This window comes from Arthrobacter sp. zg-Y40, from assembly GCF_020731535.1.
In the GTDB taxonomy this organism is placed as follows: domain Bacteria; phylum Actinomycetota; class Actinomycetes; order Actinomycetales; family Micrococcaceae; genus Arthrobacter_B.
In genome coordinates this window covers 121505-145404 of record NZ_JAJFZS010000004.1, presented here as the reverse complement: position 1 = coordinate 145404, position 23900 = coordinate 121505, and the positions used below count along the sequence as shown (strand labels likewise).

Annotated in this window: 24 protein-coding genes; 16 read left to right on the top strand and 8 right to left on the bottom strand. The window is 68.1% G+C overall.

Annotated elements, in window-relative coordinates; genetic code table 11:
• The 5 genes from araA (at position 1) to LJ754_RS05615 (ending at position 6931) form a co-directional block, all read left to right on the top strand.
• The gene (gene araA, locus LJ754_RS05635) at positions 1-1515 is read left to right on the top strand and encodes an L-arabinose isomerase (protein WP_227925891.1); all 1515 of its coding nucleotides are present in this window, start codon (positions 1-3) and stop codon (positions 1513-1515) included.
• A 50-nt stretch (positions 1516-1565) separates the two neighbouring features.
• Positions 1566-2687 carry a multiple monosaccharide ABC transporter substrate-binding protein gene (gene chvE, locus LJ754_RS05630; protein ID WP_227925890.1) on the top strand — a complete coding sequence of 374 codons (1122 nt, stop codon included), beginning with the start codon at positions 1566-1568 and terminating at the stop codon, positions 2685-2687.
• A 105-nt stretch (positions 2688-2792) separates the two neighbouring features.
• A complete protein-coding gene (gene mmsA, locus LJ754_RS05625) occupies positions 2793-4301 on the top strand; it encodes a multiple monosaccharide ABC transporter ATP-binding protein (protein ID WP_231706132.1) in 1509 nt (502 codons plus the stop codon).
• Between the two features lie 2 nt (positions 4302-4303).
• Positions 4304-5557: a multiple monosaccharide ABC transporter permease gene (gene mmsB / locus LJ754_RS05620; protein WP_227925888.1), complete on the top strand. Its 1254-nt coding sequence runs from the start codon at positions 4304-4306 to the stop codon at positions 5555-5557.
• A 516-nt stretch (positions 5558-6073) separates the two neighbouring features.
• Positions 6074-6931, top strand: coding sequence for a transglycosylase family protein (locus LJ754_RS05615; protein WP_269439690.1), 858 nt, complete (start codon positions 6074-6076; stop codon positions 6929-6931).
• 117 nt (positions 6932-7048) lie between these two features.
• Here LJ754_RS05615 and LJ754_RS05610 read toward each other — a convergent pair whose 3' ends face one another.
• Together LJ754_RS05610 and LJ754_RS05605 are read right to left on the bottom strand one after the other, a co-directional pair.
• Positions 7049-7417 (bottom strand): MoaD/ThiS family protein, encoded by a 369-nt coding sequence (locus LJ754_RS05610; protein WP_227925887.1) that lies wholly within the window; start codon positions 7415-7417, stop codon positions 7049-7051.
• Positions 7395-8564: a WD40/YVTN/BNR-like repeat-containing protein gene (locus tag LJ754_RS05605; RefSeq protein WP_227925886.1), complete on the bottom strand. Its 1170-nt coding sequence runs from the start codon at positions 8562-8564 to the stop codon at positions 7395-7397. Before LJ754_RS05605 ends, LJ754_RS05610 begins: the two co-directional genes overlap by 23 nt.
• A gap of 156 nt (positions 8565-8720) precedes the next feature.
• Here LJ754_RS05605 and LJ754_RS05600 point away from each other — a divergent pair, with 156 nt between their 5' ends.
• The 5 genes from LJ754_RS05600 (at position 8721) to LJ754_RS05580 (ending at position 13412) form a co-directional block, all read left to right on the top strand.
• The gene (locus LJ754_RS05600; RefSeq protein ID WP_227925885.1) at positions 8721-9647 is read left to right on the top strand and encodes a DUF4031 domain-containing protein; all 927 of its coding nucleotides are present in this window, start codon (positions 8721-8723) and stop codon (positions 9645-9647) included.
• Positions 9644-10990, top strand: a complete 1347-nt coding sequence (locus LJ754_RS05595; RefSeq protein ID WP_227912246.1) for an MFS transporter — start codon at positions 9644-9646, stop codon at positions 10988-10990. Before LJ754_RS05600 ends, LJ754_RS05595 begins: the two co-directional genes overlap by 4 nt.
• Positions 10991-11012: 22 nt before the next feature.
• The gene (locus LJ754_RS05590) at positions 11013-12353 is read left to right on the top strand and encodes an MATE family efflux transporter (RefSeq protein WP_227926044.1); all 1341 of its coding nucleotides are present in this window, start codon (positions 11013-11015) and stop codon (positions 12351-12353) included.
• Between the two features lie 58 nt (positions 12354-12411).
• The gene (locus tag LJ754_RS05585; RefSeq protein ID WP_227925884.1) at positions 12412-12978 is read left to right on the top strand and encodes a DUF308 domain-containing protein; all 567 of its coding nucleotides are present in this window, start codon (positions 12412-12414) and stop codon (positions 12976-12978) included.
• A gap of 62 nt (positions 12979-13040) precedes the next feature.
• Positions 13041-13412 carry a hypothetical protein gene (locus LJ754_RS05580; RefSeq protein WP_227925883.1) on the top strand — a complete coding sequence of 124 codons (372 nt, stop codon included), beginning with the start codon at positions 13041-13043 and terminating at the stop codon, positions 13410-13412.
• A gap of 27 nt (positions 13413-13439) precedes the next feature.
• Here the strand turns inward: LJ754_RS05580 and LJ754_RS05575 are convergent, their stop codons facing one another.
• The 4 genes from LJ754_RS05575 to LJ754_RS05560 are packed head-to-tail and all read right to left on the bottom strand — an operon-like array spanning position 13440 to position 17540.
• Positions 13440-13631, bottom strand: a complete 192-nt coding sequence (locus LJ754_RS05575; RefSeq protein ID WP_227912241.1) for a DUF2795 domain-containing protein — start codon at positions 13629-13631, stop codon at positions 13440-13442.
• 14 nt (positions 13632-13645) lie between these two features.
• Positions 13646-14557 carry a glycosyltransferase gene (locus LJ754_RS05570; protein ID WP_227925882.1) on the bottom strand — a complete coding sequence of 304 codons (912 nt, stop codon included), beginning with the start codon at positions 14555-14557 and terminating at the stop codon, positions 13646-13648.
• Entirely contained in the window at positions 14554-16083 is a 1530-nt protein-coding gene (gene rfaE2 / locus LJ754_RS05565) for a D-glycero-beta-D-manno-heptose 1-phosphate adenylyltransferase (protein WP_227925881.1), read from the bottom strand. The genes LJ754_RS05570 and rfaE2 overlap by 4 nt, the downstream gene beginning before the upstream one ends.
• Positions 16080-17540 (bottom strand): aldehyde dehydrogenase family protein, encoded by a 1461-nt coding sequence (locus LJ754_RS05560; protein WP_227925880.1) that lies wholly within the window; start codon positions 17538-17540, stop codon positions 16080-16082. The genes rfaE2 and LJ754_RS05560 overlap by 4 nt, the downstream gene beginning before the upstream one ends.
• Positions 17541-17729: 189 nt before the next feature.
• Between LJ754_RS05560 and LJ754_RS05555 the strand changes: the two genes are divergently transcribed.
• The 3 genes from LJ754_RS05555 (at position 17730) to LJ754_RS05545 (ending at position 19730) form a co-directional block, all read left to right on the top strand.
• Positions 17730-18890 (top strand): glycosyltransferase family 9 protein, encoded by a 1161-nt coding sequence (locus LJ754_RS05555; protein WP_227925879.1) that lies wholly within the window; start codon positions 17730-17732, stop codon positions 18888-18890.
• 10 nt (positions 18891-18900) lie between these two features.
• Positions 18901-19386: a hypothetical protein gene (locus tag LJ754_RS05550; protein WP_227912234.1), complete on the top strand. Its 486-nt coding sequence runs from the start codon at positions 18901-18903 to the stop codon at positions 19384-19386.
• A 116-nt stretch (positions 19387-19502) separates the two neighbouring features.
• Entirely contained in the window at positions 19503-19730 is a 228-nt protein-coding gene (locus tag LJ754_RS05545) for a hexameric tyrosine-coordinated heme protein (RefSeq protein WP_227912233.1), read from the top strand.
• Positions 19731-19745: 15 nt separating this feature from the next.
• Here LJ754_RS05545 and LJ754_RS05540 read toward each other — a convergent pair whose 3' ends face one another.
• A complete protein-coding gene (locus LJ754_RS05540; RefSeq protein ID WP_227912230.1) occupies positions 19746-20948 on the bottom strand; it encodes an ROK family transcriptional regulator in 1203 nt (400 codons plus the stop codon).
• 92 nt (positions 20949-21040) lie between these two features.
• On the opposite strand from LJ754_RS05540, the gene gap reads away from it, so the two are divergent.
• Complete coding sequence (gene gap / locus LJ754_RS05535) at positions 21041-22051, top strand: type I glyceraldehyde-3-phosphate dehydrogenase (protein WP_227912229.1); 1011 nt, start codon at positions 21041-21043, stop codon at positions 22049-22051.
• Here the strand turns inward: gap and LJ754_RS05530 are convergent.
• A complete protein-coding gene (locus tag LJ754_RS05530) occupies positions 22044-22190 on the bottom strand; it encodes a hypothetical protein (RefSeq protein ID WP_227925878.1) in 147 nt (48 codons plus the stop codon). The two genes, gap and LJ754_RS05530, sit on opposite strands and share 8 nt — an antisense overlap.
• Positions 22191-22198: 8 nt before the next feature.
• Here LJ754_RS05530 and LJ754_RS05525 point away from each other — a divergent pair, with 8 nt between their 5' ends.
• Positions 22199-22795, top strand: a complete 597-nt coding sequence (locus LJ754_RS05525; RefSeq protein ID WP_227925877.1) for an RNA polymerase sigma factor — start codon at positions 22199-22201, stop codon at positions 22793-22795.
• The gene (locus LJ754_RS05520; RefSeq protein WP_227925876.1) at positions 22761-23795 is read left to right on the top strand and encodes a CU044_5270 family protein; all 1035 of its coding nucleotides are present in this window, start codon (positions 22761-22763) and stop codon (positions 23793-23795) included. The genes LJ754_RS05525 and LJ754_RS05520 overlap by 35 nt, the downstream gene beginning before the upstream one ends.
• The last annotated feature ends 105 nt before the right edge of the window (positions 23796-23900 follow it).

Sequence of the window (23900 nt, the reverse complement as noted above, 5' to 3'; positions counted from 1 at the left end):
TTGAGCCCGCTTACCACCACCCTGGACCCGTACGAGGTCTGGTTCCTGACCGGCAGCCAAGGCCTCTACGGCGAGGACACCCTGCGCCAGGTCGCTGAACAGTCCCAGGCCATTGTCGACATGCTCGGCGCCGCCGGCCTGCCCGTGCGGGTGGTCTGGAAACCCACCCTGACCGACGCCGGCTCCATCCGCCGGGCAGCGCTGGAGGCCAATACGCAGGACACAGTGATTGGCGTGATCGCCTGGATGCATACCTTCAGCCCGGCCAAGATGTGGATCAGCGGCCTAGACGCCCTGCGCAAACCGCTGCTGCACCTGCACACGCAGATCAACGTGGAGCTGCCCTGGGCCGAGATCGACTTCGACTTCATGAACCTGAACCAGGCCGCGCACGGCGACCGCGAATTCGGCTATATCGCCACCCGGCTCGAGGTTCCCCGCAAAACCGTCGTCGGCCACGTTTCCACCTCCGCCGTCACCGGGCAGATAGCATCCTGGCAGCGCGCCTGCGCCGGCCGGGCCGCCGTGCAGGACCTGCGCATAGCCCGCTTCGGGGACAACATGCGCAACGTGGCGGTCACCGAAGGGGATAAGACGGAGGCCGAGCTGCGTTTCGGGGTCTCCATCAACACCTGGGGAGTCAACGACCTCGTTGAGGCGGTGGACGCCCAGTCCGAGGCCGGCGTCGACAAGCTCGTGGCCGAGTACGAGGAACTATACGATCTGGCACCGGAGCTGCGCCCCGGCGGCGGCCGCCACGAGTCGCTGCGCTACGGCGCACGCCAGGAGCTGGGACTGCTGCAGTTCATGGAAGAGGGCGGCTTCGGCGCGTTCACCACCAACTTCGAGGACCTGGGCGGGCTGCGGCAGCTGCCCGGCCTGGCCGTGCAGCGGCTGATGTTCCACGGCTACGGCTTCGGTGCCGAAGGCGACTGGAAAACCGCCATGCTGGTCCGGGCCGCGAAGGTCATGGGTGCCGGACTGCCGGGCGGGGCGTCGCTGATGGAGGACTACACCTACCACCTGGTCCCGGGCGAAGAAAAAATCCTCGGCGCGCACATGCTCGAAATATGCCCCAGCCTCACCACGCAGCGGCCCTCCCTGGAGATCCACCCGCTGGGCATCGGCGGCCGGGAAGACCCCGTGCGGCTGGTGTTCGACACCGACCCGGGCCCCGGCGTCGTCGTCGCACTGTCCGATATGCGCGACAGGTTCCGGCTCACCGCCAACACCGTGGATGTGGTGCCGCCCGACGCACCGCTGCCGCACCTGCCGGTGGCCCGCGCCGTCTGGCAGCCCCACCCGGACCTCGCCACCTCCGCGGCCGCCTGGCTCACCGCCGGCGCAGCCCACCACACGGTGCTCAGCACGGCGGTCGGTGCTGACGTAGTCACGGACTTCGCCGACATGGCCGGTGTTGAACTGCTGCTTATCGACCGCTCCACCGAACTGCGCGCCTTCCAGCGGGAAGTGCGCTGGAATGCTGCCTACTACCGGCTCGCCCAAAAGCTATGACCCCGATCACCCCGGCACTACGACACCCCGGCACAACGAAAGGCACACCAATGAGCACGAAACCAACACTGAAGCAGGCCCTCGTCGGCGGGGTTTCGCTGGCGCTCGCCCTGAGCCTCGGCGCCTGCAGCGGCAACCGCGGCGGCGGTGACGAGGCCGGCGATTCGAATGAAGGCGCACGGATTGGCGTGGCCATGCCCACCCAGCAGTCCGAACGCTGGATCGCCGACGGCGAGAACGTGAAGTCCCAGCTCGAAGCGCTCGGCTACGAGGTGGACCTGCAGTACGCCAACGACGACATCGCCACCCAGGTCTCCCAGATCGAGAACATGATCAACGCCGGCGCCGAGGCACTGGTGATCGCCTCCATTGACGGCACCACGCTCACCGGCGTGCTGGAAACCGCCGAATCCCAGGACATCCCCGTCATTGCCTACGACCGGCTGATCAACGAATCCGACACGGTGGACTACTACACCACCTTCGACAACTACGAGGTGGGCGTGCAGCAGGGCACCTCGCTGCTCACCGGACTGGGCATCCTGGACGAAAACGGTACGGACACCGGCCAGACCGGACCGTTCAACGTGGAACTGTTCGCCGGCAGCCCGGATGACAACAACGCCACCTTCTTCTGGGAGGGCGCCATGGACACCCTGCAGCCCTACCTGGACAAGGGCATCCTGAAGGTCCCCAGCGGGCAGACCGACTTCCAGCAGGCGGCGATCCTGCGCTGGCTGCCCGACACCGCCCAGGACCGGATGGAGGACCTCCTGACCGTGGGCAACGGCCAGCAGATCGACGGCGTGCTCTCCCCGTACGACGGGTTGTCCATCGGCATTATTTCGGCCCTGCGCTCCGGCGGTTACACCGAGGAGAACCTCCCGGTCATCACCGGACAGGATGCCGAGGTGGGGTCGGTGCAGTCCATCGTCAATGACGAGCAGTACTCCACCATCTTCAAGGACGTGCGTGAACTGGGGAAGCGTGCGGTGGTGATGGTGGACGACCTCATGAAGGGCGAGGAACCTGAGGTCAACGACGAGGAAACCTACGACAACGGCGTGAAGGTTGTCCCCTCTTACCTGCTGGAATCGCAGATTGTGACGAAGGACAACTACAAGGAAGTCCTGCTCGAGAGCGGATACTACGAGCAGTCCGACCTCGACTAGCGGCAGCAGGCGGGCGGCACCGAGCCGCCCGCCTGCCCGCCCGGGCACCATCCATTCCACCAAGGCAAGGCCAGAGAGGTCCGCGTGAGCGACTACATCCTCCAAATGAACGGGATTACTAAAACGTTCCCCGGCGTCAAGGCGCTGCAGGACGTGTTTCTCGCCGTCACCCGCGGAGAAGTCCATGCGGTGTGCGGGGAAAACGGCGCCGGGAAGTCAACCCTGATGAAGGTCCTGTCCGCGGTTTATCCGCACGGCAGCTACGAGGGGGAGATCCTCCTGGACGGGACTGCGGTATCGTTCCGCGACATCAAGGACAGCGAACGCAGCGGCGTGGTGATCATCCACCAGGAACTGGCCCTGTCACCGTTCCTTTCGGTGGCGGAGAACATTTTCCTGGGCAACGAGCGGTCCGCCCGGGGATGGATCAACTGGAACGAGACCAACATGCGCGCCGCCGAACTGCTCCGCCGGGTGGGACTGGACATCAACCCGGTTACACGCGCCGGGGAGATCGGCGTCGGCAAGCAGCAGCTGGTGGAAATAGCCAAGGCACTGTCCAAGGACGTCAAGCTGCTGATCCTGGACGAGCCCACTGCCGCCCTGAACGACGAGGATTCCGAGCACCTGCTCGGGCTCGTCCGCGGCCTGCGCGACGACGGCATCACCTGCATCATCATCAGCCACAAGCTCAATGAAATCCGGGCCATCGCAGACTCCGTGACCATCCTGCGGGACGGGCAGACCATCGAAACGCTGAGCCTGCACGACGGCTCCGTCACGGAGGAGCGGATCATCAGGGGCATGGTTGGCCGGGAACTGACCAACCGCTACCCGGACCGCGTCCCGGACATCGGCGACGAAGTGCTGCGGGTGGAGGACTGGACGGTGTACCACCCCGCCGAGCACACCCGAACCGTAATCGACCGGGCGCACCTGAACGTGCGGGCGGGAGAGATCGTGGGGATTGCCGGGCTGATGGGGGCGGGGCGGACCGAGCTGGCCATGAGCATCTTCGGGCGCAGCTACGGCACGAACATCAGCGGCAAACTCTACAAAAACGGCCGGGAAATCACCGTCCGCACCGTGCAGGACGCCATCGGCCACGGCATTGCCTACGCCACCGAGGACCGCAAGCGCTACGGGCTGAACCTCATCGAAGACATCAAGCGGAACATCTCCGCATCTGCCCTGACCAAACTGGCCTCCAGGGGCTGGGTCGACGGCGGCAGGGAAACAGTAGTGGCGCAGGGCTACAAACAGAGCATGAACATCAAGGCACCGTCAGTCACGGCGGTTGCCGGGAAACTGTCCGGCGGCAACCAGCAGAAGGTTGTCCTGTCCAAATGGATGTTCGCGGATCCGGACGTGCTGATCCTCGATGAACCCACCCGCGGAATCGATGTGGGAGCGAAATACGAGATTTACACGATCATCAACGAGCTGGCCGCGCAGGGCAAAGCGGTGGTGGTCATCTCTTCGGAACTGCCGGAGCTCCTGGGCATCTGCGACCGCATTTACACCCTGGCCCAGGGCCGGATCACCGCTGAGGTCCCCATTGATGAAGCCACCCCCGAACGACTGATGCAGTACATGACCCAGGAAAAGGACTGACCATGGTTTCCACACTCGCCGGCGAGGGGCCGGCCCTCGGTACCAAGAGCCCCAAGAAGCCTTCCAGGCTTGCCGAAGCGGGACGTTTCCTCACCAGCCGGCTGCGCCAGATCGGTATCTTCCTGGCATTGCTGGTTATCGTGACACTGTTCCAGGTGCTGACCGGCGGTTCACTGCTGCAGCCGGACAACGTGGCCAACATCATTGTGCAGAACAGCTACATCCTGATCCTGGCGATCGGCATGGTCATGATCATTGTGGCCGGCCATATTGACCTTTCCGTGGGATCCGTTGCCGCGTTCGTCGGGGCCATGTCCGGCATTATGATCCGGGACTGGGGCATGCCCTGGTGGCTGGCGCTGGTGGCCTCCCTCGTGGTGGGTGCCCTGGTGGGCGCCTGGCAGGGTTACTGGGTGGCGTACATAGGCATCCCGGCCTTTATCGTTACCCTCGCCGGCATGCTGGTCTTCCGCGGGCTGACCCAGATCATCCTGGGCAACCAGCGGATCACCGGTTTCCCCGAGGAGTACCGCCAGCTCGGCGGCGGCTCCCTGTTCCCCGGCCTCTTCCCTGCCGAGACCAACATCCTTGACTGGACCACCGTTGGCCTGGGGGTACTGGCGGCAGCCCTGCTGGTTGTCAGCCAGCTGCGCGGACGTGCGGCACGGATGAAGCTCAACCTCGACGACGAGCCCCGGGCCTGGTTCCTGACGCGGCTGGTCTTCGGTGTGGTCGTAATCCTGGGACTGACCTACCTGCTCGCCAGTTCCCGCGGCGGAACACCCATTGTGCTGGTGGTCCTGGGCATCCTGGTGGTCGCCTACAGCGCCGTGATGAACCGGTCCGTCTTCGGCCGGCACGTCTATGCCCGCGGCGGCAACCTCCAGGCCGCCCACCTGTCCGGCGTGAACACCAAACGGGTGGACTTCCTGCTGTTCGTCAACATGGGGGTGCTGGCCGCCCTGGCCGGGCTGATCTTCACCGGACGCCTGAACTCCGCCGGACCGGGCGCCGGCAACCTCTTCGAACTGGACGCCATCGCAGCAGCCTTCATCGGCGGCGCCGCGGTTACGGGCGGGGTGGGCACCATTGTGGGCGCCATCACCGGCGGCCTCATCATGGGTGTGCTGAACAACGGCATGTCCCTGCTGGGTGTAGGCATTGACTACCAGCAGTTCATTAAGGGGCTGGTCCTGCTGCTGGCCGTGGGCTTCGACGTCTTCAACAAGCGCAAGGCCTCCAACGCCCTGAAATAGTTCCCGGCCAGGCGGCACGGCGGCGGACTCCCTGCGCGGGGTCCGCCGCCGTCGTCGTTAAGCCCTGCCATATCCGGTTCCTGTAGACCGGGGCACTCCCGAACGTGCGACGAGACACAATACGACCGGTTCGGGGATGTGTCGAGGGTTATCCGAACTCAATAGTGACGAATTCTACAAAACCCGCTTCGATCCGCTTGTTTACGCGGATCTAAGTCAATAACAATTGCATTTCGATTAGATACCGATTTGGTCTCGACAAAATGATGTTTTAGGTTGTTAACGAGCCCGGAGATCGAGGGCTGGACCGCTGGCCGTTCTGAGGCCGGCGGCGGTCGGCACCCAAAGCTGGTGCGGCCGATGCATGAATCGCACAATGCCGAGTGCCACGCGTCCACTGTACGTCGCCGCTGCGTGGTACCGAAAAGACCTCTATATGTCTGGGGTAGGCGACGGCGTGGAGAAGCCCGGGGACGGGCTGAGCGCAGGTGGAACCCCTTGGGAGCTAATAAACCGATGAAGAACCAGAAGATCCGTCGTGTCGTACGCCGAAGCCTCGCTGCCGCCGTTATCACCGGAGCCGGTGCCGCCGGTATGGCAGGTCTGGCCGCTCCGGCCAACGCCAGCACCATGGACTGGGACGCGCTTGCACAGTGCGAAAGCGGTGGAAACTGGGCTACCAACACCGGTAACGGTTTCTCCGGCGGGCTGCAGTTCACCCCCAGCACTTGGGCCGCTTTCGGCGGTACCGGCGACCCGGCCAACGCCAGCCGCGAGCAGCAGATTGCCGTAGCCGAGCGCGTTCTGGCTGAACAGGGCCCCGGCGCATGGCCTGCTTGCACCGCCAAGCTGGGCCTGACCGGTGCCACCGCCAATCCGCAGGCTGCCACCCCGGCCCCCGCCCAGACCCAGGTCACCGAGCAGGCCCCGGTTGCTGAAGCTCCGGCTCAGACCTACGTCGAGCCGCAGGCTGCCGCTCCGGTTGCCGAAGCTCCGGCTCAGACCTATGTCCAGCCGCAGGCCGCCGCTCCGGTTGAAGCCCCTGTTGAGACCTATGTCCAGCCGCAGGCTCCTGCCGAGACCTACGTCCAGCCACAGGCCCCGGTCGAGACCTACGTCCAGCCGCAGGCCGAGCAGCTTCCGGCACCGACCACCGCGGAGAACATCCAGGTGGAGGCAGCGGCTCCGATCCAGACCGAGGCTCCGGCCCTGTCCGGTGACACCTACGTCATCCAGTCCGGTGACACGCTGTCCGCCATCGCCGAGAAGCTCGGCATCGAGGGCGGCTGGCAGGCGCTGTACAACGCCAACGCCGACACCATCATCCACCCCGACCTCATCTTCACCGGTCACACCCTGCAGCTGCCGGCCTAATAGGCCGCCACACAGCTGGCACCGGTTCCTTCCAGCTCAGCTGGAGGGACTAACTGGAGAAACAACGGGTGCTTCCGCCTTGCGCGGAAGCACCCGTTTCTGCCGTTTAACGCGAACCTAGCCCCCGGCGATTGACTGCAGTACCAGCAGCTGGGCACCGGAAGCCAGCACCGTGGACTGCCCGGCCAAGTCCCGGATGTCCTCGCCGTCCAGGTAGAGGTTCACGTAGCGGCGCACGGCGCCTGTTTCGTCGCAGATCCGGCTGTACACCCCTGGCTGCTGCTCCCGCAGCCGGTCCAAGGCCACCGCAACCGTGATGCTGCCTGCCGCGTCGGCCTCCGGATGGGCGCCGATATCAGCCCCCGAAACGGGCCGCTGCGGCAGCACCAGCAGGCGCTGTCCGCCGGCTGCTTCGGCCAACGCTGCGGGCAGCAGAAGTCCGACGGCGCCGCCGGAGCGGGTGTCAGGTCCGGACGGCGCGGACACAGAGCACATCCGGAAGGTTGGCGGCCACCAGATTAAAGGTTTCGCCTTCGTCGGCACTGGCATAAACCTCGCCGCCCCTGGTGCCGAAGTAGATGCCGGCGGGGTCGGCGGTGTCCACATCCGCGGCGTCGCGCAGTACCGCATTGAAGTCGTAGGCGGGCAGGCCGGCGTCGAACCGCTCCCAGTCTTCACCCGCGTTGGTGCTGCGGTAAACCGCAGGCCGTCCCTGCGGAGGGTTGCGCTCGCCGGCGGAGCCCAGGGGTATGGTCCAGACGGTGTCCGGACGGGAGGGGTGTGCCAGCATCACAAACCCGAAGTCCGCGGGCAGGCCGTCGGCAATGGAAATCCACTGATCTCCGGCGTCGTCGCTGCGGTACACCCCGCCGTGGTTCTGGGCGTAGAGCCGCTCCGGGTTTCCGGCGTCGCGTGCAACCTTGTGCACGCACTGGCCGAACTCGGGATACTCCTGCGGCATAAAATTCGCGATGATGCCGCTGTTGAACGCGTCCCAGCTGTCCCCGCGGTCATCTGAGCGGTACACGCCGCCGCTGCTGATGGCTACGTGCACGCTGTCATCGACGGGGCTGGGCAGGACGGTGTGCGCCGCGGGACCGCCGTAACCGGCGCCCCACTGCGGGCGGTGCGGATGGTCCCACAAGCCCCGGACCAGCTCGAAGTGGCGGCCGCCGTCCTCGGACCGGAACACCGAAATGGGCTCGCAGCCGGCCCAGACCACGCCCGGGCGGCCCGCGGTATCCGGACGCAGCTGCCAGATCCTCTCCAGCGTGGCCCCGGTGTCTTCCGGAAAAGCGATTGCCTGTTCCTGCGGTTCCTGCCAGGTGTGCCCGAGGTCCTCCGAGACGGCAACGTTGGGTCCCCACCATTCGGAGCGGACCCCGGCCAGCAGCCGCGGCGTGCCGCTGCGGGCATCGAATGCCAGCGAGGGCACTTCAGTCATGGCGAATTCCGGTCCGCGCAGTTCCCAGGTAACGCGGTCGCTGCTGGTCGCCAGCCACAGCCCCTTGCGGGTGCCGATGGCCAGGACGGTGGAGGACGGCCCGGGGGAAGACCCCGAAGCCCCCGAAGGCCCGGGTGAAGACTCGGCGGAGCCGGCATTGAACGGCAGATTGGAGGGCACGTCATCCATGCGGTTATTCCAGCATTGGGGGTCCGTTGGGACAAGGGTTTTCCGTAAAGACCGTACGCGGCCGGCAAACCCGGGCGGCAGCACCGCATGGCAATTGCGGGCGCCGGTGCGATAGACATACAGGATGCTCTTCACCCGTCCGGAGGCCCGGCACCCATGATCTACATCGATCCGCCGATGTGGCCGGCGCACAACACCCTGTTCTCCCATCTGGTCTCCGACACCAGTGTGGAGGAGCTGCACGCGTTCGCCCAAGGCGCCGGTATCTCGCCCAGGGCGTTCGACGGCGACCACTACGACGTGCCGCAGCACCTGCACCGCAAACTGGTCCGCCGCGGCGCCGTCGCCGTAACCGGCGGGGAACTGGTCCGCATCCTCATTGGCAGCGGCCTGCGGATCCCTGCCCGGGAGCGCCCGTCCGCCCTGGCCGGGCCGCTGCTGGAACGCTGGAACCGGCTTCTTCCCGGGCGGCCGGAACTCGGCGGGCAGCTGCTGGACCGCTGGAATGAACCGCACCGCCGGTACCACGACCGCCGGCACCTGCTCCAGGTCCTGGAAGCCCTGGATCTGCTCACCGGCAGCAGCGTTCCGCGCCCCGTGGCGCTGGCTGCCTGGTTCCATGACGCGGTGTATGCCTGCCGGCCGGGCGAGGACGAGGAAGCCTCCGCCTGCCTGGCGGAGGACCTGCTGGCCGCCGCCGGAGAAGATCCCGCTGCCGTGGCCGAATGCGCCCGCCTGGTCCGGCTCACTGCCGCCCACGCTCCGGACCCGGGGGACCACCTCGGAGCGCTGCTCGTTGACGCAGACCTGTCGGTGCTGGCCCGTGATCCCGCGCGGTATCGCTCCTACCGGCAGGCGGTTCGTGCGGAGTACGCGCACCTTTCCGCCGAGGATTTCCGGGCCGGACGACGGCGGATGGTGGCACACTTGGCCGCTGCGGAACCGCTGTTTTGCACGGAGGCCGGGCGCCGGCACTGGGAAGCCCGGGCCCGGCACAACCTGGGCGGCGAACTGTCGGAACTGGGGTCAGAATTGTCCGGGCATCCCGGTCCGGCTGGGCCCGGCAGCGGAGACCGGCCGTGACCGGCACCGGAAAAGGTGCCGGTACCACCGGCTCTCCGAACGGAACCTTTACCGGACACCGGCGCGGCAGCCCGGGCTACCGCGGTGTCCTGGTGGGACTGGCCGCCGCCGGCGTGGCGACGTTCGCCCAGCTGTATTCGCTGCAGGGCGTCCTGCCCGAACTGGCCGCCGGAATGGACATCTCTGCGTCGTCCGCCGCCCTGACCGTTTCCGCGGCAACCCTCGGCCTGGCTGCCGCGGTTATTCCGTGGTCCGCCGCGGCGGACCGCTTCGGCCGGCTGCCGGTCATGCGGGCGGCCATCCTGGCCGCGGTGGTGCTCGGACTGGCCGTGCCGTTGAGCCCCGGACTGCCCGCCCTGCTGGGGCTGCGGTTCCTTGAAGGGGTGGCGCTGGGCGGAATCCCGGCAGTGGCGCTGGCCTACCTGAGCGAGGAAGTGAGCCAGCTGCACGCCGCGGTAGCCGCCGGCACGTATGTATCGGGCACCACCATAGGCGGCTTGGCCGGACGCATCGTGGCCGCCCCGCTGGCAGAACTGGTGAACTGGCGGGTGGGAGTGGCGGCAGTGAGCATGCTGGCCGCCGGTGCAGCGGCGGTGTTTTTGTTCACCGCTCCGCGGCAACAGGGCTTTGTGCCGGTGCGCCGCGCGGCGCCGGGCCACGGGCTGGCCGCCCGGCTCGCGGCGAACCTGCGCAGCCCGCGGCTGCTGGCCCTTTACCTGCAGGGTTTCCTGCTGATGGGCGGATTCGTGGCGGTGTACAACTATCTGGGGTTCCGCCTTGGCGCTCCGCCCTTCGGACTGCCGCAGGGCGTGGCCAGTGCACTGTTCCTTGCCTACCTTGCGGGCACCTGGTCCTCGCGCGCCGCCGGTACGCTGGCGGCCCGGCTGGCCGGGCACGGCGGCCGGAAACCGGTCCTGCTGCTCTCCATCGGTGCCATGGCGGCCGGTCTGGCCATGACGCTTGCAGAGAACATAGCGGCGATCGTGGCCGGACTGCTGGTCTTCACCGGCGGGTTCTTTGCCGCGCATTCCATCGCTTCGGGATGGACGCCGATGCTGGCCCGTGAGGGCAGGGCGCAGGCATCGTCGCTGTATAACCTGTTCTACTACACGGGCTCCAGCGTCCTGGGCTGGGCCGGCGGGTACTGCTTCCAGCAGGGCGGGTGGCCGGCGCTGGCGTTGTTTGTCGGCGCGCTGCTGCTGGCCGCCGCAGTGGTTGCGGTCCTGGTTCTGCGCCGGGACGACGCCGTGCAGCCCGCCGCTGGGCAGGATTTCGCCGGGAAGTACGGCGCCGGACGGCCCGGGCACGGGCAGGCGGCACCGGAGCGCGGGAGCAAACCGTAGGCTGGATGGCGTGAAGACCGATATGTCCTCCCGGCAACTCAGCCGGCGGATCCTTGCCCTGGCCGTGCCGGCGCTGGGCGCGCTGATCGCCGAACCGCTGTTCCTCCTGGCAGATTCCGCCATCGTCGGGCATCTGGGCGTTTCGCAGCTGGCCGGCGTCGGCCTGGCCTCCACGGTGCTGCAGACCGCCGTCGGCCTGATGGTGTTCCTGGCCTATTCCACCACCGGCACGGTGGCCCGCTTCCTAGGCGGGAACCGGCAGGACAAGGCGCTCGCCGCCGGGCGTGACGGCATTGCCCTGGCGGTGCTGCTGGGCGTACTGCTTTCCACTGCGGGCTACCTGCTGGCTCCGCAGCTGTGCACGGCCATGGGGGCCGACGGCGAGGTGCACCGGTATGCGGTGGATTATCTGCGTTATTCCATGCCCGGGCTGACGGCCATGCTGGTGGTCCTGGCGGCCACCGGTGTGCTGCGCGGGCTGCAGGACACCCGGACCCCGCTGGTGGTGGCGACCGTGGGGTTCGCCGTCAACATCGGGCTGAACTATCTGCTGGTGTACGGCTTCTCGCTCTCCGTGGCCGGTTCGGCCCTGGGCACCAGCCTGGCGCAGTGGGGGATGGCGGGGTTCTATCTGGTGGCCGTGGCCCGGATGGCACGGGCCCGGGGCGTGCCGCTGCGCCCGGCCTTGTCCGGGATCCGCGCCACCGCCCATGTGGGGTCGTGGCTGATGCTGCGCACCCTGAGCCTGCGGGCGGCGGTGCTGGCCACTGTCCTGGTGGCCACGGCCCAGGGACCGCAATCCCTGGCCGCGCACCAGCTGGTGATGACTGTCTTCACCTTCCTCGCCTTCGCCCTGGATGCCCTGGCGATTGCCGCGCAGGCCATGATTGGCAAGGAACTAGGGGCCGGGGACACGGTGCTGGCCCGCGCCCTTACCCGGCGCATGATCCTCTGGGGTGGAGGTTTCGGGGTGGTCACCGGCGTGCTGCTGGCCCTGGTGGCACCGGTGGCCGGCGTCCTGTTCACCGGTGACCCCGGAGTGCAGCAGGCCATGACCGCCGGACTGTGGGTGCTGGCGGTATCCCAGCCGATCTGCGGACTGGTCTTTGTGCTGGACGGGGTGCTGATCGGTGCCGGGGATGCCAAGTACCTCGCGGTGACCGGGATGCTGAACCTGGCGGCGTATCTGCCGCTGCTGCTGTGGGTGTCCGCCGGCGGCAGCACGGGCGCCGTCGGCATTGCCTGGCTGTGGGCGGCTTTCGCCCTGGGTTACATGAGCGCCCGCGCCATCACCCTGAGCTGGCGGGTGCGCCGGGACGCCTGGATGCTGACCGGTTCCGTTGCGGTAAGCGGGAGCGACTAAGCTGGACGGTGGCCAACCGGCCACCGTAACGGCAAAAGTGAAAGCGGAGGCTCTGCACATGGCTGCGTCCCATCCCGTAGCACCTTGGGGACCCATGCTGGTCCGGGCGGCGGTGGCGGCCGTCTACGGTGTGCTCACCATTTTCTGGCAGGACCCCACTGAACCCGTCTTGGCCTATGCCGGCGGCGCCTATCTGCTGCTGAGCGGCGCGGCACTGCTGCCGATGCTGTCCGCGTCCCGCGGCCACGGCACCATGCGCCCGTTCCTGCTGGTTGAAGCCGCGGCCTACGTCCTCGCCGGCGCCGCGACCTTGATTTTCGCCTCGGCGGAAGCCTTCCGACCTGCCGCCGCTGCCGCGCTGATCCTGGGCGGCGTCATCGAAATAGTCCTGTGGGTCCGGCACCGCCGGACGTTCCTTCCGGCCCGGGACTGGCTGATCACGGGTGCTGCAGCCCTCGTATCCGGGCTCCTGGTGCCGCTGGTCTACGACCTGGGTGTGCGCGCCATGCTCGGCGTCACCGGCGGGGCAGCCGTGGTCATCGCCGTCATCGTTGCCATCTCCGCCCTGGGGGCCCGGCATGATTCCCGGGTCGCCGAACAGGAGCAGGCGAAGGCCGTAAACTAGGAGATGTGCGTTGTGCATTCTGCACTGAACCGCGCCAAACCAACGCAGCAGGAGGATTCATAGTGGCGAACAGCTCAACCGGAGGCCCGCAGAAGCGGAACTCCGTTAAGGCACCGCTGATCTTCTCGGCCGTGCTGGCACTGATTGCCGGTGTTGCCACCATGATCTTCGCCACCGGCGGAGCCGAACAGGAACTGCGCCTGGACCTGGGGCTCATCGCCGTCGGCATCACGTTTATCGCGTCCCTGCTGGTTTCCTCGCTGCTGCTGATGACGGAAAAGCCCAACCCTGAGCACCTGAGCCAGGGATCGGGCATCCACCGCAGCTCGGCCAATATCCCCGGCGGCGCCGGCAGCGTGGGCCGGCCCTCCCCGTCCCAAGCAGCGGACAGCGAGGACCCCGAAGCACCGCGTCCCACGGATCCGACCGCCTGAATGTTCCGCCGGCGTAACCGCCGGTTCCTAGCCGAAAATTTCCTTGCTGATGTCCGTCGGGGCGTCGTATTGGCGCTCAGGCAGGTTATTCAGGGCTTCCAGGACGGATCCGCCCGCCCCTGATCCTTCCGCCTTGGAAACAATGTCCTTTTTCGACGCCGGGTAATCCATGCCGCCGAGGACCTTCTGGACGTCGATCGGGCTGGGTTTGTCAGCCATTGGTTCTCCTTCGTTTACTGGTTGTGTGGTGGGTGGACATCCTGCCCGCCGCCGGCGGCCGTCCCGCTGCCGCCGAGCAGGATCTCCGCCGCATCAGCGGTGCGGTCGGTAACCGTGGTTGGTGATTCCAGGTGCACGGCTCCGGACGGAACGAGCCCGGCGCCCCCGTACCGTTCCATCACGCGCCACTGCGCCGCTACGTCCTCCCCGGCATGCCCGGGAGGCAGTTGGTCCCAGAAACCGAAGCCGCCGCAGTCCAGCAGCGCCGTTCGGTTGTACAGGACGCAGGCCCCCACCCAAGCGACTTTGTACAGCTGCCATTCTCCGGCCGGCAGGCCGAGCCGGGAAGCCACATGCGCCAGATTGGCGGCGTTGTGCAGGGTCCAGCGTTCGAAGCCCGGTTCCCCCCGCCGGATCCTTTCCGGCTCCACCTTCCCCGTGTCCCACAGTTCAAAGGGGGCTTCTTCATCCGGCCGGCTGTCCGGCAGATAGGACAGCCCCTGCACGGCGGCGCCGACAAACCCTGCACCGGACGAGGCCAGGGCGCCGGCCAGCCCGGCCAGCATGCCCGGTTCCAGCCACACGTCGTCGTCGAGGAAAAGCACGGCGGGCGCCGCTGCGTTTTCCAGCAGGAAATGGCGCTGCTCTGCCAGCCCCCGGGCCGGCAGGTGGCGCAGCAGCCGGACCCGGTGTCCCTGGGCTTCCAGCACCCGGACCATGGCCTCGGCGGCCGGGTGGTTCCAGGAGGGTACGTGCGTGCTCTGGTCACTGATGGTGACGTTGAAGTCCGGACCGTCCTGGGCGGCCAAACCGGCCAGGGTGACTGCCAGTTCCGCAGGCCGGTTCCGGGTGGGAATCAGCACGTCAACTGCTGCCGGCCGGGGCGTGGACGGCAGCCCCCAGTCCGCGGACCCGCGCCGCGTCACACCGTGCTCCCGCTCCCGGCCCCGGCACCGCTGCCGCCCGCCCGGATCCGGGAGACCAGGGCGGTAGTGGAATGGTCGGCCACATAGTCCAGGATCACCACGCGTCCTCCGCACTGTTCCACCACGGGGGTTTCCGCCAGCATCTGCGCCGAGTAGTCGCCGCCCTTGGCATAGGTGTCCGGCCGCAGCTCCCGGATCAGCGGGATGGGCGTGTCCGTGTCGAAAACGGTGACGTAGTCCACGCAGCTGAGTGCGGCAATGATCCCCGCGCGGTCGTGGGCCGTGTTGATGGGCCGGCCCGGGCCTTTGAGCCGCCGGGCGGAGGCATCGCTGTTCAGGGCCACCACCAGGATGTCCCCCAGCTGCTTGGCCTGGTTCAGGTAGCGCGTGTGTCCGCGGTGCAGGACGTCAAAGCATCCGTTGGTGAGCACAATCCGCCGGCCTGCGGCCCGTTCCGCCGAGATCCGCGCGAGGAGCCCGGCAGGGCTCAACGCCGAGTCCGCGAAGCTGTCCAGATGCTGTTCCAGGTCCGCGGTGCTGCATACCGAGGTGCCGGGCCGGTGGACCACAATGTCGGCAGCGTTCTGTGCGAGGTCCGCTGCCGTGGACAGCGGCAGGCCTGCCGCCCGGGCCAGGGTCATGCAGGCAACAAACGTGTCCCCCGCCCCCGACGCCTGCTTTTCCGCGGCCGGCCTGGCCCAGGTGCGGTGGAACCCGCCGTCGGCGCCCACCAGTGCCGTGCCGTCCCGGTCCAGGGTGACGACGGCGGTGCCGGCGCCGGCGGCGGCCAGCAGCTCCGGAGCGGCGGCCCGCACGGCAGCGGCCCGGTCCGGGACGGAGTCCAGGCCGGCAGGCCTGCCCAGCAGCATGGCCGCTTCAGCGGCGTTGGGTGTGACCAGGTCCGGAGCCAGCCTTGCCCACAAGGCGGCGTCGTGGGCGTCTACGACGGTGAGGCGCCCGCCGCGCAGGGCGACGAGGGCATCACGGACGCTGCCGTGCAACAGGCCGCTCCCGTAGTCGCAGACCACCAGCGCATCGGCTCCGTCCAGCAGCGCAGCCACCGACGCTGCCAGGAGGTCCTCGGCTCCGGGCGGGACGCCGCCTCCCTCGTCGAGGCGGAACAGCACCTGCCCGCCGGCCACAATGCGGTTTTTGGCGGCTGTATGTGCGTCCTCGTGGTGGATTAGCGCCTGCAGGTCAACGCCCGCGCCGGCCAGGATGCCGCGCAACTCCCGGCCGGCGGCGTCCGTGCCGGTGACCCCGCCCAGCCGCACCCTGGCTCCCAGCGCCTGGAGATTCATGGCAGTGTTGGCGGCTCCGCCAGCTGCGGCGCGTTTCTGCTGCAGGTCCACCACCGGGGCCGGTGCCTCCCGGCAGAACCGCTCGGTGACGCCGGACCACCAGCCGTCGAGCATTACGTCGCCGATGACGGCCACACGCAGGGAGGCAGCAGCGAGTCTTCCGGGCAAGTCCGGGGAGAGGCTGCGCACCTCATCCAGCCGCGGGCTGCCGGGCGCGTGGCTCACCGCTGCGCTCCCGCTGGTCCGGGACCGACCGGCGGGCTCTCCAAATGGACCACCTTGGTCAGGGAAAACTCGTCCAGGAGTTCGGGGCCGTACCCGAACCCGCGGCCGCTGCGGCGGCGCGGCTGGGCGGACCCGCCCGGTGCGCCGCCGAACACTGCATTGATCTTCACCGTGCCGACGTCCAGTGCGGCGACCGCCTGCTGCGCGTGGGCCAGACTGCCGGTGAGGACGGTGGCGGCCAGTCCATAGGCTCCCGCAGCGGCCAGGGCCAGGCCCTCCTCGAAGCTGTCCACCACCTGCACGGGAGCTACGGGACCGAAGGTCTCTTCGCGGAAAACCAACATTTCCGCCGAACAGTCCAGCAGGACCGTGGCCGGGTAGTGGGCGCCCGGGCCGTCCGGGATCAGTCCTCCCACCGCTGCCGCGGCGCCCTGCGCCACTGCTTCGGACACCTGGTGGTGCACGGCGTCGCGCAGCCGGATGTCCACCAGTGGTGCAACGGACTGCTCCCGGTTCCTGCGCTGCGCTTCGGCGGCGAGTTCGGTGCAGAACTCTTCGGCAATGTGCCGGTGGACGTAGATGCGCTCCACGGCCGTGCAGATCTGCCCGCTGTTACTGAAGGCCCCGACGGCGGCCTGCTCCGCGGCCCAGCGCGGGTCGACGTCGGCGTCCACCAGCAGGGGATCGTTGCCGCCGTTCTCCAAGATGGCGTGGGCGCCGGTCAAGGCGGCCGCCCGGGCGATGCGCGCGCCGCTGGCACTGGAACCCACGTGGGCCAGGACGTCCACTCCGGCATCCATGGCGAGCTGGGCGCCCACCTCCGCACCGCCGGTGAGGGCGGCGACCACACCCGGGGGAAAATGCGGTGCGAGGATCTCCATGAGCAGGTTCCCGGTGTGCGGGCAGCGCTCGCTGGGCTTGGCAATCACCGTGTTGCCCACCGCCAGCGCAGCGCCGGCCAGCCCCGCGGCCACCGCCACCGGATCGTTCCACGGGGTGAGCAGCACGGCGACCCCGCGGGGTCCGCTCACCGTGTAGTCGGCCGCCAGCAGTGCGCCACGGAGGCTGTGGCCGCGGTGTACGGGTCCGAGTTCGGCGTATTGCTGCAGCGTGGCCACGCCGGCACGTACCCCGGCCAGGGCCTCCGGCCCGGGTTTTCCGGTTTCCCTGCTGTTCCAGGCCGCCAGTTCCCCGGCGCGGGACTGGAGGTCCTCCGCAGCGTTGCGCAGCAGCCGGCCGCGTTCGGCGGGATCTGTTGCCGCCCAGGCGGGCAGTGCCTTGCGGGCGGCCGCCACAGCGGACTTCACCTGGGTGCGGCTGGCCGCCGAAAGGCTGCCCACCGGTGTGCCGTCCCGCGGGTCCACGATGGTGATGCTGTCCTCCGTGCCTGCGGACGGCACTGGATAGGGTGCCGGGGAGGAAACCGGGGTACTTTCCGGGGTAACTGTGGTGGACATGCTGCTCCTTAGGCCGCGTCGTACAGGACCCGTACCCGCTTTCGGGCCGGTTCAGACGCAGGATCTGCGCGGACGCCGGGAGTTACCGATTCGCTGCCGGCGCGCAGTTACTGGTGGCGATGTGCCGCGGAAGCCCTATGGTGGGTGCCCTCAGCAGAACGGGGGAGGTCCTCCGGGAACAGGAGCGGCATGACGCATGAAATCCGTGCCCGTCGTCGGCCGGGGCGGGCCCCCGCACCCGGTGTAGGCCCGGTGGCTCCGCGTTTTCCCGGCGTACGGAAGATCGCCGTGCTGCGGGGCGGCGGCCTGGGCGACCTGATGTTTGCCCTGCCGGCCGTTGAAGCGCTTGCTGCGGCGTATCCGCAGGCCTCCATCACGCTGCTGGGTACAGCGCTGCACGCCGCACTGCTGGCGGACCGGCCGGGACCGGTGGACCGGGTGGAAATCCTGCCCGCTGCTCCGGGGATTTCCGCCGGACCCGAGGACCGGCGGGGAACCGGGGCTTTCCTGTCCCGGATGAGGCAGGAGGACTTTGAGCTGGCCGTGCAGGTCCACGGCGGCGGACGGAACTCGAATCCGTTCCTGCTGGGCCTGGGTGCCCGGCACACCGTGGGCACCCGCACTCCCGACGCCGCCGCCCTGGAACGGAACATCCCGTACATCTACTACCAGCACGAGATTTTCCGGGCGCTGGAAGTCGTGGGCCTGGCCGGAGCCGTACCGGTGAGCATGGAGCCGCAGCTGCCCGTCCTGCCGCACGAGGCGGCGCGGGCCCGCACCATGCTCCTCCCGGGCCGGAAACTGGTGACCCTGCACGCCGGGGCCACGGACCCGCGGCGGCGCTGGCCGGCGTCGTGCTTCGCGGAGGTTGCGGTACGCGCCGTGGAGCGCGGCTGCCAGGTCCTGGTGGTGGGCGACGGCGCTGACCGGGATCTGGCCGGGCTGGTGGTGGAGCTGGCGCTCGCCGACGCCGGCCCTCAGGCGCCTGTGCGCTCGGTGGCCGGAGACCTGGATATCGGCACGTTGGCAGGGCTGCTGCAGGCGAGTTCGGTGCTGGTGGGCAACGACAGCGGGCCGCGGCACTTGGCGCAGGCGGTCGGCACGCCCACAGTGGGGATCTACTGGTTCGGCAACGTCATTAATGCCGGGGCCATCGGCCGCAGCCGGCACCGGGTGCACATGTCCTGGGTTTCGGCGTGCCCGGTCTGCAAAGCGGACGTCACGCAGGTCGGCTGGACGGCGGAGCGGTGCGAGCACAATGATTCCTTTGTGGCCGAAGTGCGCCCTACCGACGTGTGGGACGACGTTGCCGCCCTGCTGGTGGCCGATCCGGACGGATGCTTCCAGTAGGCTCCGGTGCATGGCGAACCAGCAAAACTATGACGAGGTAGACCGCCGGCTGTTTGGCCGCCCCCAGCCCGGGGATGATCGGATCGGCGACACCGGTGCCGGCCGGGACAGCGCCGGCACCGAGCACGCGGGCCGGGACTGGGTGGAGGTGGTGGATGACGGCAGCGGGGAAGCCCCCGCCGCCGGCACCGGACTGGAAGCGCCCCCGCACGGCAACCCGAATGGCACGGACCTGTCACGGAGCAGGCTCAACCCCTACCTCGGCGCCGCCTGGGCGATTGTGGTGCTGATGCTGGGCGTCGGACTGATCTGGCTCTTTGGCGGCCTGCAGTTGGACACCGTATACGGCAACGGCACTACGACCATGACCCGGAAGGGTCTGATCCTGCTCAACTTCCAGATGACGGGTGTCTACCTGCTGCCGTCCGGCCTGGCCGGTGCCCTTGCCCTGCTGGCGGTGCAGGCCCGCGGCTACCGCAATACGCACCGGGACTGAGCCGGGGCCGAGTGGCGCCCCTGCCGCAGGGGAAACCTGCAGGCCCTTGCGCCCCGGAATCGGCCCCGCCCACAATGAAGCAAGCCGCCGTGCCACGCGTTCAAAGGACGGACACCATGGAGCTTGTGCCGAACAATTCACTGCAGTGCCCCACCCCCGAGGATGGACGCAAGCTGGCCCTCAGCCTGGCACTGCAGACATCTTTGGCCATCCAGCCGGATGAAAAGGTCCAGGAGATTATCCGCGATGCCTACGCGAACAACCCCGAAGCGCTTATTGCAGCGGCGGCCGTGGTCGCCACCGAGTTCGCCACCATCGCCGCCGCCAACAATTACTGGCGCTAAGCGGCCGGGTCGCCCCTAGCGCCGCAGTTCGGGGACCAGATCCAGCAGGTGCGTCTCCACGTAGTCCAGGGCCAGGCGCACCGCGCCCGTGGGCACCAGCGTTTTGCCCAGCCCGGAGACGGCAATCCGTGGCGGCTGCACCACGTACCGTTCCAGTTCCTGCCGCATCGCCGGTAGCAGGGCGGTGGCGGACGCGGCCACGGCGCCGCCGATGACGATCAGCCGGGGATCGAAGAATGAGGACACCAGCGCCAGGACCCGGGCCATCCGGGCAGCAATCCGGTCCAGGATTTCCACGGCCACCGGGTCGCCCGCCTCGGCCGCTTCGAACACCAGGCGGGCCGACGCGCGGTTGGTGTTGGGCCCCACCAGTTCACGGATCCGCCCGTTGTGGCCGTCCTCGAGGGCGGCGCTGCCCCACAGGCGGGCCAGCTTGGCAATGCCGTCCTCATTGCCCACACCGTCCACCAGGTCCAGCGCCCCCATGCCGCCGGTGCCGCCCGAAGCGCCGTGCAGCAGCCGGCCTGATTCAATGATGCCGCTGCCCAGCCGCTCGCCTGCCAGGATCACGGCAAGGTTCTCTTCCCCCGCCCCCACGCCCCGCCAGCGTTCGGCTAAAGCGGCCAGCTTGGCGTCATTCTCCACCAGCAGCGGCCAGCCCCGGGCCTTGCTGAACTCCTGCGTGAGCCCCAGATCGAACATGGGTGCCACGTCCTGCCCCGGGGCAACCCGACCGGCGCCGGTGACCTGGGCGGCAATGCCCATTCCGGCACAGAGCACCGCCGAGGAAGTAATTCCGGCATCCTCCAGGGCCGCGTCAACGGCGGCGGTGACCACCCGGCGCCGGTCCTCCCGCTGCCCGCCGTGACGGGGGAAGCGCGCCTCGGCACCGCCGACGACGGCGCCGGCGAGGTCGGCGGCGAGCACGCGGACGGTGGCAATGCCGACGTCGAGCCCCAGGACGTACCCGGCACTCTCGTTGAACTGGAAGCGGCGGGCCGGACGGCCTTTCTGCCCGCCGGCACGGGGGGAGTCCGTTTCCCGGGCCCAGCCGCGGGCTATCAGGTCATCACAGACGGCAATCACGGTGGCGCGGGTGAGGCCGGTGGCGTCGATCAGGTCGGTGCCGGTGACCGATGGTGCCGAGCGCAGCACGTGCAGCACTGCGCGCAGGTTGGCGCGGCGCAATAGCTGCGGGGTGTTGGCGGAGGCGTCCATGTGTCCCTTTGACGTGTGGCGGTAATAACAGCATAATTGTAGAAGACATTAAATTTAGTCTCTAAATTTACTCTAGCTTCAAGGAGGCCGCAGTGACGGTACGCGTCGGAATCAATGGTTTTGGTCGGATCGGCCGCAATTACCTGCGGGCGGCCCTGCAGCACGGTGAAGGGTTCGAGGTTGTAGCAGTCAACGACCTCGGCGATCCCGCGCAGCTGGCCCACCTGCTCAAGTACGACTCCGTTGCCGGACGCCTGGCCGAGAAGGTCACGGTTGAAGACGGCAACCTGGTGGTTGGCGGACACACCATCAAGGTCCTCGCCGAGCGCGATCCGGGCAACCTGCCCTGGGCCGAGCTGGACGTGGACATCGTCATCGAATCCACCGGCTTCTTCACCAACGCCGCGGATGCGCAGAAGCACATCTCCGCAGGCGCCAAGAAGGTCCTGGTTTCCGCACCGGCCAAGGGTGACGCGTTCACCGTGGTGATGGGCGTGAACGACGGCGATTACGATCCCGAAAACCACGACATCATTTCAAACGCTTCCTGCACCACCAACTGCCTGGGCCCGCTGGCCAAGGTCCTCAACGACGCCTTCGGCATCGAAAAGGGCCTGATGACCACGGTGCACGCCTACACCGCAGACCAGAACCTGCAGGACGGGCCGCACAGCGACCTGCGCCGTGCCCGCGCCGCAGCCCTGAACATGGTGCCCACCTCCACCGGTGCCGCCAAGGCCATCGGCCTGGTCCTGCCGGAGCTGAAGGGCAAGCTGGACGGCTTCGCCATCCGCGTTCCCGTTCCCACCGGTTCGGTCACCGACCTGACGGTCACCCTGGAAAAGGAAGCCACGGTCGAGGAGATCAACGCTGCCTACGCCAAGGCCGCACAGGACCCGCGCTGGGAAGGCATCCTCACGTACACCGAGGATCCCATTGTTTCCTCCGACATCGTGGGCGATCCGTCCTCCTGCATCTTCGACTCCGGCCTGACCCGCGTCATGGGTAACCAGGTCAAGATCGTCGGCTGGTACGACAACGAGTGGGGCTACTCCAACCGCCTGGTGGACCTCACCGGCCTGGTTGCCTCCAAGCTCAGCTAGCAATACCCGCAACATCCCCGACGGCGCCGCGCCGGACCGCTTCCACGGTCCGGGCGGCGCCGTCGTCGTTTAATGCGGTGTCCAGGAAAACCGAAAAGAAAACCGGGGGAACCGTGAACCATTCGCGGTGAGCGGGCATTACAGGGTGTGAAGACAGACAAAGAGATTGTGGAGCTCTCGCGCAGCGGTCCCTCCATATTCGGGGAACTCTATGACCGGCACGCGCCGGACATCTACCGGTACGCGGCCCGCCGTGCCGGTGACTTTGCCGCCGAAGACGTGATGGCCGAGACCTTTCTCATCGCCTTCGAACGGAGGGCGGGTTTCACCGGTCCGGCCGAAGCGGTCCGGCCGTGGCTTTTCGGCATTGCCACCAACCTGCTGCGCCGGCACCACCGCGCAGAAGCGCGGATGCTGCGTGCCCTGGTGCGGAACAGCAGCCGCGGGGACACGGCCGATGGATTGGCTGCAGTGGACGAACAGGTGGACGCCGACGCCGACCGGTCCCGGATCGGCGCGGCCCTGCAGGCGCTGGCCCCGATCGACCGGGAAGCGATCCTGCTTTACGCCTGGGCGGACCTGACCTATGACGGCATCGCCACCGCCACCGGGGTGCCCATGGGCACCGTCCGCTCCCGCATCAACCGCGCCCGGCGCAAGCTCCGCGCGGACCTCGGCTTTGCCCTTTTCGACGAAATGGACAGTGATCATGGACGAACTGCACCTGCTGCGCGCAACGCGTAACACCACCGGAACCGTTCCCCCGGCCGTCCTGGCCGCCGGCCGGGAGAAACTGATGCAACGAACAGCCGAGGAAGACCCTGCGCGGGAGCCGGCACCGGTACTGCACCCCCGCAGACCCTGGCGGCGCGCCCTGCTGGCCTCCGCTGCTGCGGCCGCCCTGGTCGCGGCGCTGGTGGCGGTCGACGTCGTCGGCTCGGATGAGCGCCCCGGTGCGACGGCGGAGGCCGCCGAGGTGCTGAACGCCGCCGCTGCGGCAACCATCACCAGCTCCGACCCGGTGCTGGCGCCCGGCCAGTACCTGCTGGTGGACACCGACATGGTGGGCACCACCTCCACGGTCACGCCGGAGGGGCAAGAGTTCTCCTGGCTGACCCGCCGGGACCACCAGGTGTACATACCCGCGGACCGGACCGGGGAATGGGTGTGGATCCGCGAACCATCCAAACCGGTGCAGTTCTTCGATGAGGGGTCCAGGCAGGAGGCCGAACGTGTTGGTGCGGGCAGCTCTGACAGCGGTGACGTGTCGCTTGCCCCGCGCGGGGAGTTCGGCGGATCAACCCAGCACGTTCTCAACGACATGCCGTTGCAGGAAGCGGTTGAGGGTGCGCCCCGGGACCCCCGGCAACTCCTTGACCTGCTTTATGAAGGCAATGCCGGCGGGGGACAGACCCCCCATGAGGAAGCGTTCGAACGGATCGCTGAAACCCTGGGGACCGGCGCCATCCCGGCGGATCTGCGGGCCGCCCTGTACCGGGCGGCAGCGCTGATTCCCGGGGTCTCCGTTGTTGACCGGGAGGCAGCCCTGGACGGGCGGACCGGAATCTCGCTGGGCATCGGATCGCCCGAGCAAGGCTTCCGGAGTGAGATCATCATTGATCCGCAGACCGGCCTGATGATCGGTGAGCGGACGGTGTTGTTGGAAGACGGAAAAATCTTCCCGGCCGGCACGGCGCTCGGATGGTCCGCGGTCACCACCTCGGTGGTGGATTCAGCGCCCTAGGGAACCTGCGCCGCGGAAACTTCCCACGCTTTGGTGCCGGTGTTGCTGGTGTGGTCCCACTCGGCACAGCAGTCACAGAGCGTGGGAAGTTCGGCTACTGGTTTC